Annotated in this window: 8 protein-coding genes, 1 tRNA gene and 1 pseudogene; 6 read left to right on the top strand and 4 right to left on the bottom strand. The window is 38.6% G+C overall.

The window, feature by feature from the left end:
* Together ACFSKL_RS18130 and ACFSKL_RS18125 are read left to right on the top strand one after the other, a co-directional pair.
* A pseudogene (locus ACFSKL_RS18130) lies at positions 1-200 on the top strand (hypothetical protein); the annotation flags it as partial.
* Positions 201-436: 236 nt separating this feature from the next.
* The gene (locus tag ACFSKL_RS18125) at positions 437-703 is read left to right on the top strand and encodes a glycosyltransferase family protein (RefSeq protein WP_376888042.1); all 267 of its coding nucleotides are present in this window, start codon (positions 437-439) and stop codon (positions 701-703) included.
* A 277-nt stretch (positions 704-980) separates the two neighbouring features.
* Here ACFSKL_RS18125 and clpX read toward each other — a convergent pair whose 3' ends face one another.
* The 4 genes from clpX to ACFSKL_RS18105 form a co-directional block, all read right to left on the bottom strand.
* Positions 981-2,204 carry an ATP-dependent Clp protease ATP-binding subunit ClpX gene (gene clpX, locus ACFSKL_RS18120; protein ID WP_376888041.1) on the bottom strand — a complete coding sequence of 408 codons (1,224 nt, stop codon included), beginning with the start codon at positions 2,202-2,204 and terminating at the stop codon, positions 981-983.
* The gene (locus tag ACFSKL_RS18115) at positions 2,204-2,878 is read right to left on the bottom strand and encodes a ClpP family protease (protein WP_376888039.1); all 675 of its coding nucleotides are present in this window, start codon (positions 2,876-2,878) and stop codon (positions 2,204-2,206) included. The genes clpX and ACFSKL_RS18115 overlap by 1 nt, the downstream gene beginning before the upstream one ends.
* Positions 2,879-2,956: 78 nt before the next feature.
* On the bottom strand, positions 2,957-4,285 hold the full coding sequence (tig, locus tag ACFSKL_RS18110) for a trigger factor (RefSeq protein WP_376888037.1): 1,329 nt from the start codon (positions 4,283-4,285) through the stop codon (positions 2,957-2,959).
* 111 nt (positions 4,286-4,396) lie between these two features.
* A tRNA-Leu gene (locus tag ACFSKL_RS18105) sits at positions 4,397-4,478 on the bottom strand.
* A gap of 136 nt (positions 4,479-4,614) precedes the next feature.
* Here ACFSKL_RS18105 and ACFSKL_RS18100 point away from each other — a divergent pair.
* The 4 genes from ACFSKL_RS18100 to ACFSKL_RS18085 all read left to right on the top strand — a co-directional run bounded on the left by ACFSKL_RS18100 (position 4,615) and on the right by ACFSKL_RS18085 (position 9,141).
* On the top strand, positions 4,615-6,840 hold the full coding sequence (locus ACFSKL_RS18100; RefSeq protein ID WP_376888035.1) for a RelA/SpoT family protein: 2,226 nt from the start codon (positions 4,615-4,617) through the stop codon (positions 6,838-6,840).
* Between the two features lie 89 nt (positions 6,841-6,929).
* Positions 6,930-7,397, top strand: a complete 468-nt coding sequence (locus ACFSKL_RS18095) for a Fur family transcriptional regulator (RefSeq protein WP_376888033.1) — start codon at positions 6,930-6,932, stop codon at positions 7,395-7,397.
* The gene (locus ACFSKL_RS18090) at positions 7,394-7,738 is read left to right on the top strand and encodes an STAS domain-containing protein (protein ID WP_376888031.1); all 345 of its coding nucleotides are present in this window, start codon (positions 7,394-7,396) and stop codon (positions 7,736-7,738) included. Before ACFSKL_RS18095 ends, ACFSKL_RS18090 begins: the two co-directional genes overlap by 4 nt.
* A 131-nt stretch (positions 7,739-7,869) precedes the next feature.
* Positions 7,870-9,141, top strand: coding sequence for an adenylosuccinate synthase (locus ACFSKL_RS18085; RefSeq protein WP_376888029.1), 1,272 nt, complete (start codon positions 7,870-7,872; stop codon positions 9,139-9,141).
* Positions 9,142-9,806: the final 665 nt, after the last annotated feature.

Below are 9,806 nucleotides of genomic sequence, written 5' to 3'. Positions count from 1 at the left end.
GGATCAAAGTGGTGTTTGATCAGACTTATGATATCTTACACCATGCCAATGCGGCTATTGTGACTTCGGGTACAGCTACGCTTGAAACAGCCTTGTTTAGAATTTCCCAAGTAGTCGTGTATAAGACTAGTAACCTGAGTTCGCCTATTCTCACTTTGTCAACCTGCCTGCCGGCAGGCAGGAACGGTTTTAAATGGTGAGAACTACGAAAAGAAGGTGCGAACTTTTTTATGAAGTAATATTGGGATATTGCGGATTGAAAAAGTGAAGTAGATTGCCGTTTAAAACCGAATAGTCGGCTCAGTCAATAATAACACCCATTTACTGCGTTAAATTTTTGAGCGATAGCTTAGGCTATCCCTCAAAAATTTGCCTTGTAACTGGATATTTTTATTGATTTTGACTTTGTGATAACAATCGAACTCAGGTTAGTTCATTGAGCTATACGATTGCAAAGAACTTAATCCGCGTACCGTATATTTCCTTGGTCAACTTGATCGCAGGAAAAGAAGTTGTAAGAGAGCTTATCCAATCTGATTTTAATGTTGAAAATGTCGCTGGTGAACTCAATAAAATCTTGGTCAATACAGTCTATCGGGGGACGATGTTACAAGGCTATGATGAAATCAAAAATAAAATTGGGGAAAATCAAGCTTCTGAAACTACTGCGGAGATGATTTTGAAAAGTTTAAAAGGATTCTAAAACTTTGGAAAAATAGTCAGTTGAAAACAAGTTGTGAGATTGAAATAAATAGAAATACAGTGGAAATAAGCTTTTGCCGAAATATTAAAACAACTACCATGTTAAATATCTGATATATCTATATCCACTTTCATTCAAGCAGTCAATTAAAATAATGTACTCACTTTATTTGCAGCTGTTGTTGATTAATCACATCCAATAATTGAAGGATTGTATGTGAAAAAGTAAAATTTAAAAAGGGGTGGAAAGTTGTCAACTTTCCACCCCTTTTTAAATTTTAAGCTACCTGAAGTTTTTTGAATTTTGATTTATCAAATTGTTCATGTGCATATTTGGCATCTATGATAAGTTCCTTGACTTCATCGTTTGATGGCAATTCGTACATTGCATCGGTAATGATCGCTTCACAGATTGATCTCAAACCTCTTGCTCCAAGGTTGTATTCCATCGCTTTTTCGACAATGTAGTCAACCCCACTTTCTTCAAACACCAAATTGACACCTTCCATTTCCATCAGTTTCTGATATTGTCTGATCAATGCGTTTTTTGGTTCAGTTAGGATGCTCTTGAGGGCAGTTTTGTCTAAAGGATCCAAATGTGTTACTACCGGAAGACGTCCTATCAGTTCAGGAATCAAGCCAAATGATTTCAAATCCTGTGCAGTGACATATTGCAATAAATTGTCTCTATCAGCATGAGCTTTGTCTTCCGCTTTTCCAAATCCCAAAGGCTGTGTGTTCAGTCTTCTTGCAATATGTCTGCTGATGCCATCAAATGCACCACCACATACAAACAAGATATTTTCGGTATTGACAGCAATCATCTTTTGGTCAGGGTGCTTTCTGCCACCTTGGGGTGGCACATTTACAATTGTTCCTTCCAAAAGCTTCAACAATGCCTGCTGTACACCTTCACCACTGACATCTCTGGTGATGGATGGGTTGTCTGATTTTCTTGCGATTTTATCAAGCTCATCGATGTATACGATGCCTTTTTCTGCTGCCTCGACATTGTAGTCAGCTGCCTGAAGCAACCGTGTAAGGATACTTTCCACATCCTCTCCTACATAGCCGGCTTCGGTCAATACGGTGGCATCTGCTATGCAAAACGGTACTTCCAATACTTTCGCCAATGTTTTGGCCAAATAGGTTTTTCCGGTACCAGTTTCACCAACCATGATGATATTTGATTTTTCAATCTTTATCTCATCATCATTCGATTTTTGTTGCAGCCTTTTGTAGTGGTTGTAAACAGCAACAGTCAACACTTTCTTCGCATCAAACTGACCAATGACATACTCATTGAGAAACTCGGTGAGTTCTTTTGGTTTTTTGAGCTTGAACTTTTGGTTTTTCTCCGGTTTTTTGGTTTTCTCCTCTTCACCCAGAATCTGGTATGCCTGGTCTATACAGAAGTTGCATATATGGGCAGAGATACCTGATACCATAAGGTCAACATCTTTTTTATTCCTTCCACAAAAGGAGCATGTTACTTGAGCCATTATTTTGCTTTTCTTATCAGTACTTCATCAATTAAACCATATTCTTTGGCTTCTGGGGCTTTCATCCAATAATCTCTATCGGAATCCCTTTCTATATCATCGTATGATTTGCCTGAATGCATCGCCAATATGTCATAGAGCTCTTTTTTCATCGACATGATCAATTTCAAGGAAATCTCCATATCTCTAGATTGACCTTGCATGCCTCCAGACGGCTGGTGGATCATTACCCTTGAATGTTGTAATGCAGATCTTTTGTCTTTGGCACCTCCCGCAAGCAATACTGCACCCATGGATGCCGCAATCCCTGTACAGATTGTCGCCACGTCTGGATTGATGTATTGCATGGTATCATAGATTCCTAGGCCTGCAGTTACTGACCCTCCTGGGCTATTTACATATAGCAAAACATCTTTCTTGGGATCCGTGGATTCCAAGAAAAGCAATTGGGCAGTAATGATGTTGGCAATGAAATCATCTACCTGCGTTCCCAAGAATATGATCCTGTCCATGATAAGCCTGGAGAATACATCGATTTCTCGGAAGTTTGTAGGGCGTTCTTCAATGACAGATCTCGTCATCCCATTGATAAATGTATCATATTGATCAAATGCATTGCCACTAATTCCTTGATTGTGAACGGCAAACTTTCTGAATTCGTCTTTGTTGAACATGTTGATTTTTTTTAGTCGTTTACAAAAATAAAAAAAGCCCTTAATTAAGGACTTTTTGTTAACGAAATTGTTTCGAAATTAGTTTTCCAAAAGCTCTTTGAACTTCTCTATTGACAAAACTTCTTCTGTCAAATCTATGTTTTCCTTGACATAGCCCAAAACTTTTTCATTTTGGACAGAGGTCATCATCTGCATGTAATTTTGTCCCTCGTTTCCTTGAAGGTAATTGTCAACAAACATATCCATGCTGTCTTCCAATTGGGCACCCATGCCTGATGAAGCAAATTGTTCCCTAACCATCTCTTTGGTTTTTTCGATTACATCTTCATGCTCAGCTTTGATTTCATTGTTTTGGGCAATTTCATTTGAAATAATCGTCCAAGCCAATTGCTTTGCGTAGATTGGATATTCTTTGTCAACCTGCTCCTGGGTTACTTTTCCTTCGTTGGCTTTGAACAACCACTCTTTTAAGAATGCTTCAGGAAGGTCTATCTTGGTATTGGCGATCAAAGTTTCCTTGATCTTTTCGTCACTGTATACTTTGATTTCCTTATTGTAGTTTTCAGACATGATGGAATTTACTTTTTCCAAAAATGCTTCTTCTGATTCTACTTGTCCAGGACCAAATACCTTATCAAAAAACTCTTGGTTCAATTCAGCCAATTCAGTTCTGTTGATGTTTTGCACCACAAAGGTGAATTTCCCTGATAGCTTTTCCACTTCGGAATCTTCAACACCGACAGTTTCTGCAAGATCTTCTTTGATCGCTTTCGATGGGTCAAATTCAATGATATCCCCTTTTTTCAAACCGAGGAATTTTTTCAGTGATCTTCCGTCTACTTTTGACAGGGGAAGGGAAAAAGTCTTTTCGAAATCACCGTCTACAGCTTTGATATCTCCATACAAGAAGTCTCCTTCTTGGCTTTCCTCAGGATTTGTCATTTTTCCGTATTGGCTTCTGATGTTTTCGACTGCATCATTGATGGTTTTTTTATCTACTTCTACACTGTAATTTGTAGCGTTGATGTTTTTGTCAAGAGAAATCTTGACATCTTCTACAAAACCGATTTTGTATTCAAAATCAAATTCTTTTTGGTTTTTCCAATCGATTTTATCAGCATCTTCGATTACAGGAAGAGGGTCTCCCAGTATTCTAAAAGTTTGGGCTTTCAGGTAATCGTTTAAAGAAGTGGAAAGGATGCTGTTGATTTCATCCACCAATACGGAAGTTCCGTAAAGTTTTTTTACCATTGCAACTGGCGCTTTACCAGGCCTGAAGCCTTTGATGTTGGCTTTCCTTGCGTATTCTTTAACTTTAGCATCAACCTTTGGTTGATAATCTGCTTCATTTAGCTTAATTTTAACTGAAGCTTGATTTGCTGAATGCTTGTCTAATGTGATTTCCAAGGTATTTTGATTTTGATTTGTAGTTAACTAAAAACCCTCAATCTCTTTTCTTCATTCGAATCGCTGTTAAGCTTTTTCGAAATCGGAACCGTGATTGAGGGTTTGAAAACGTGCGGATAGAGGGACTCGAACCCCCATGCCTTACGGCGCTAGATCCTAAGTCTAGTGCGTCTACCAATTTCGCCACATCCGCTTATCTAATGTGGACGCAAAGGTAATCATGAAATTGAAACTTGCAAAAGTTGAAGCGAAAAAAATTAAAAAAAATCTGAAAAAAAAATTTAGAGAGCGATTTAAATAAAATACGGAATTGTTTTACCTTCGAATATATGATACAAGTTGATCTAGAAGAAGAAAGAAAAGAGATTCTGAAGCGGTATAGGAAATTGTTGAAATTGGCAAAGCCATTGCTGAAATCTGGGGATGCTAAGATCATCAAAAAGGCATTCAATGTTTCCAACGAAGCTCATAAAGAAATGAGGAGGAAATCTGGAGAGCCATATATCTACCATCCCTTAGAAGTTGCCCTGGTTTGTGTGGAAGAAATAGGATTGGGGCCGACAAGTATAGTGGCAGCGCTACTCCATGATGTGGTCGAGGATACTGATTGGGAATTGGAGGATATAGAGAGGGAATTTGGGCAGAAAGTGATGCAAATCATTGATGGTTTGACCAAGATTTCTGGGGTTTTTGACTATGGTTCCTCCCAACAGGCCGAAAATTTCAGGAAAATGCTCCTAACGCTGTCTGACGATGTCAGGGTGATCCTGATTAAGATAGCGGACAGATTGAACAATATGAGGACTCTGGAGAGCATGCCAAGGCATAAGCAACTGAAGATAGCCTCTGAAACAATGTACCTTTATGCTCCCCTTGCACACAGGTTGGGTTTGTACACAATCAAATCTGAATTGGAAGATCTTTATCTCAAATACACCGATACTGATACCTATAACTTCATAGTTGAAAAAATCAACGAAACCAGACTTTCAAGAAATAAATTCATCAAGAGTTTCATAGCCCCAATGGAAGAAGAGTTGATCGAGCAGGGGTATAAATTTACGATCAAAGGAAGGCCAAAGTCGGTTTATTCCATTTACAATAAAATGAAAAAGCAGAACATTCCCTTTGAGGAAGTGTATGATCTTTTTGCTGTCCGGATTATTGTAGATACTGAAATTGAAAATGAAAAGGCGGATTGTTGGCAAGTCTATTCCGTTGTCACAGATTTTTACAGACCCAATCCAGATAGGCTTAGGGATTGGATAAGCACCCCAAGAACCAATGGCTATGAATCACTCCATACGACAGTCATGAGCAATACGGGACAGTGGGTGGAAGTACAGATCCGAAGCCAAAGAATGGATGACATTGCAGAGCGGGGTTATGCTGCACATTGGAAATATAAGGACAAAGATTCTGCAACTTCAAAGACATCAACGGGACTGGACGATTGGATCACCCAGGTACGGACATTGCTTGAATCAAACGATGGTTCTGCAATAGAGTTTATGGACGATTTCCGTGGGAATCTATTTCATGATGAAGTTTTTGTCTTTACCCCAAAAGGTGATTTGAAAGTGATGCCAATTGGAGCAACGGCATTGGATTTTGCTTTTGAGATCCATACTGAGGTCGGTGCCAAGTGTATTGGTGCGAAAGTGAACCAACGTTTGGTTTCAATCAACCATAAACTGAAAAATGGGGACCAGGTCGAAATACTTACCTCAAATAAACAAAAGCCCACAGAGGATTGGCTGCATGTAGTAGTGACATCTAGGGCCAAGGCAAAGATCAAAGATGCTTTGAGGGAAGAGAAGAAGTCCTCGATTCTGGATGGGAAAGAGATTGTCCAAAGGAAATTGAAGCAGATGAAGCTAGACTTTAATTCCGAAGTTGTGGAGCAGCTGAGGGCATATTTTGAAACTAAGACGGCCAATGAGTTTTATTATAAAGTAGGCAAGGGGATTATTGAATCCACGTCTATCAAAGGGTTCAAAGATTTCAAGGAAGAGAAAAGGCAAAAAGGAAAAGCTTCATTCGAAGTGGTAAAAGATGAGTCTAGCTTTACCAAAGAGATCAAGAATTTGAAGGGCCCTGACCATGACCAGCTGTTGATAGGAGAGGATATGGATGTTGTTGATTATGTCTTGGCCAAATGCTGCAATCCTATCCCAGGTGATGATGTGTTTGGTTTTGTCACTGTCAATGAAGGTATTAAAATACACCGCACTTCTTGCCCAAATGCATTGGAGCTATTGTCTAACCATGGGAATAGGGTGATCAAAGCCAAATGGACAAGTCAGCAGGAAATAGCGTTTTTGGCGGGATTGAGGATAGTGGGTACAGATAGAGTAGGCCTGATCAATGATGTTACCAAAGTCATTTCAAATGAACTGAAAGTCAACATGAGGTCGATTACCGTGGATTCTGATGCAGGGATATTTGAAGGGACTATAAAACTCTATGTCCACAGCACACAACATTTAGAGAAATTGATGGAAAACTTAGGGCAGGTAGAGGGGATTATTAAAATCACAAGGTTTGACTATTGACCGTACCGAGACTTAACCTTTATGGATTTAATGTTTATTTGAATCATTTCTAAATAAGAACAGTTATATTTGAAACAAAAAGTGAGACAATGGCCTTGAATGAAACCTTATACGAAGAGGTAAAGAAAATATTTACTGCCTATTTGGGAAATAAAAAACTTAGGAAGACACCTGAGCGTTATGCTATACTTGAAGAGATTTATGGTCGTGGGGGGCATTTTGACGTGGAATCTCTCTATATCAGCATGAAAAACAAGAATTACCGTGTAAGTAGGGCGACGGTTTACAACACGCTGGATTTGCTGGTGGAATGTGATCTTGTGACCAAGCATCAGTTTGGGCAGAACCTAGCCCAATATGAAAAATCTTATGGATACAAGCAGCATGATCATTTGATATGTATTGATTGTAACCAGGTAAAAGAGTTTTGTGATCCAAGGATTCAGAATATCCAAAACACAGTTGGTGGGATCCTTGATTTCAAAGTGCTTCACCATTCCTTGATTCTCTACGGTAATTGTACAAAAGAAAAATGTGAACATAAACCTATTATATGAAACTAACCTATCAAACAGAGCAAAAAGAAACAACACACTTTTTGTATATCCAAGGTGACTTAATCGGTGATGACGTTGGTCCAAAATTGGTTGAAATCGTAACCAATGCAGTGAATGACAAGATCAAGAATTTTGTGATTGACTTGAAAGAAGTGAGGTATATTTCTTCCAGTGGTATTGGAGTGCTGATCACGATGCTTACTAAAATGAGGAATGCGGGTGGTGAAGTTTATCTTACATCCCCATCTGAGCATGTCAAAAAACTTTTGATTATCACCAAGCTGAATAATATATTCACAGTTTTTGATTCATTGGAAGACGCAAAAGAGAAATTAAGCTAATATTTCCAATTACTTTGAATCGATTTTCGTTGTGGCAAGAATAAATACATTGAATTCCTTGCAATTTTTTAACCTTATTCCAAACTTCGCTCCTCAAAAAGAAAACAAATAATCAGTAAATATAAAATTAAATGAAAATGGATGTGCTTTTAGGCCTACAGTGGGGCGATGAAGGAAAAGGAAAAGTAGTTGATGTGCTTGCTCCACAATACAATGTAGTCGCCAGGTTTCAAGGTGGGCCAAATGCAGGCCATACATTAGAGTTTGATGGGATTAAGCACGTTTTGCACCAGATACCTTCCGGTATATTTAGGTCTAATCTGACGAATATTATAGGGAATGGAGTTGTCCTGGATCCGGTAGTGTTGCGGAAAGAGATTGAAGGTCTGAATAAGTTCAACATCGCATTCAACGAAAATTTATTTATCTCCAAAAAGGCAACTATTATTATTCCAACCCATAAATTGTTGGATGCTGCTTACGAGAAATCGAAAGGGGATAAAAAAATCGGATCCACTTTGAAAGGCATTGGGCCTACATACCAAGATAAGATTGGTAGGGTTGCATTAAGGGTAGGGGATATTTTGGCAAGTGACTTTGAGGCAAAATACAATGCATTGGTTGAAAGACACAAAACCACACTTTCATTCTATGATTTTCCATTGGAAGAATTGCCGGAACTTGAAAAAGTGTTTTTTGATGCGATTGAGTTCTTTAAAACATTGAATTTGATCGATAGTGAATACCAAGTAAATGATCATTTGGCTAAGGGAGACAAAGTATTGGCTGAAGGTGCCCAAGGCTCGCTTTTGGATATTGATTTTGGAAGTTATCCATTCGTGACCAGTAGCAGTACCATGACTGCTGGCGCTTGTACGGGTTTAGGTGTTGCTCCATCCAGGATTGGTGAGGTGTATGGGATTTTCAAAGCTTATTGTACAAGGGTTGGAAGTGGACCATTTCCGACGGAGCTGTTTGATCAGGATGGGGAAGACATGAGGAAAGAAGGCAATGAGTTTGGATCTACCACAGGAAGACCAAGACGCTGTGGCTGGATTGATTTGCCTGCTTTGAGATATTCCATTATGATCAATGGCGTGACACAGCTGTTTATGATGAAGGGTGATGTTTTGAATATTTTCGAAAATATCAAAATCTGCACACATTATGAACTTCCTGATGGCACGAGGGTGGATAGGTTGACCTACGAGCTCAATGATCAGGATGTAAAGCCTATTTATAAAACGGTTAAAGGGTGGAACAAATCTTTGGCAGGTGTCACTACATATGAGGATTTTCCTCAAGAATTGAAAGACTATGTAAGTGTTCTGGAAGAAGAACTTAAAGTTCCGATCAAAATGGTTTCTATCGGGCCAGATAGAAAACAAACTATATTAAGGTAGTTCTTTTGATTACTGACTTTAAAAAGGCTTTTGGGAATTCCCAAAAGCCTTTTCTCATTTTATGGTCATATGCTTCTTTGCCAGTAATCTCAATTTTAAGTATTAATGGTTGCTTTGGGTCAATCCCGATAAACTTGGACAGGTTATCCAAAAAGAACTTGTCCGCAACGCCACAAACAAAGGTGTGTTGGATCCAATATCAATTAGTATCGAATTGAATCAAAGAGCAGATATTTGTTTTATTACTGGCATCATTCCTTATATACATATCAAAGTATATGACTATCCGCTTTCTTGGGCGTAGACAAACAATAGATTGTTGGATGAACGATTTGAAGTTTTGTTGACTACGCCGCGACCAAGCTGTTGAAGAGTATTTGCAACTTATCAAAGCCTCTTCTTACCTAGCGTGTAACGTTGAGAGGACTCGTGTTAAAGTATGTCTATTATAAAGGAGTCGCATTTATATAAATTTTTATCCGCTTTTATATCTCCAGCCACCTAAAATAATGTGCCCACTTTTAAATTGCGGCTGCTCTTGGCTGTCAATAATTGTATGCCTTGGCATATTTGACGATCATCTGTATAAGTCTAGGTGTTAATTTACATACTGGTATCATTGCGGATAATCATATTTGTTAATTAATTTTAGAAACCTAATAGCA

It is taken from the genome of Belliella marina (assembly GCF_042682445.1).
Classification (GTDB): Bacteria; Bacteroidota; Bacteroidia; order Cytophagales; family Cyclobacteriaceae; genus Belliella; species Belliella marina.
This window is presented reverse-complemented; position numbering and strand designations above follow the sequence as displayed.

What these genes read in the sequence shown, in the direction of transcription:
- clpX (WP_376888041.1), bottom strand. Translation starts at nt 2,204, where the DNA reads ATGGCTCAAGTAACATGCTCCTTTTGTGGAAGGAATAAAAAAGATGTT.
- ACFSKL_RS18115 (WP_376888039.1), bottom strand. Translation starts at nt 2,878, where the DNA reads ATGTTCAACAAAGACGAATTCAGAAAGTTTGCCGTTCACAATCAAGGA.
- ACFSKL_RS18100 (WP_376888035.1), top strand. Translation starts at nt 4,615, where the DNA reads ATGATACAAGTTGATCTAGAAGAAGAAAGAAAAGAGATTCTGAAGCGG.
- ACFSKL_RS18095 (WP_376888033.1), top strand. Translation starts at nt 6,930, where the DNA reads ATGGCCTTGAATGAAACCTTATACGAAGAGGTAAAGAAAATATTTACT.
- ACFSKL_RS18090 (WP_376888031.1), top strand. Translation starts at nt 7,394, where the DNA reads ATGAAACTAACCTATCAAACAGAGCAAAAAGAAACAACACACTTTTTG.
- ACFSKL_RS18085 (WP_376888029.1), top strand. Translation starts at nt 7,870, where the DNA reads ATGAAAATGGATGTGCTTTTAGGCCTACAGTGGGGCGATGAAGGAAAA.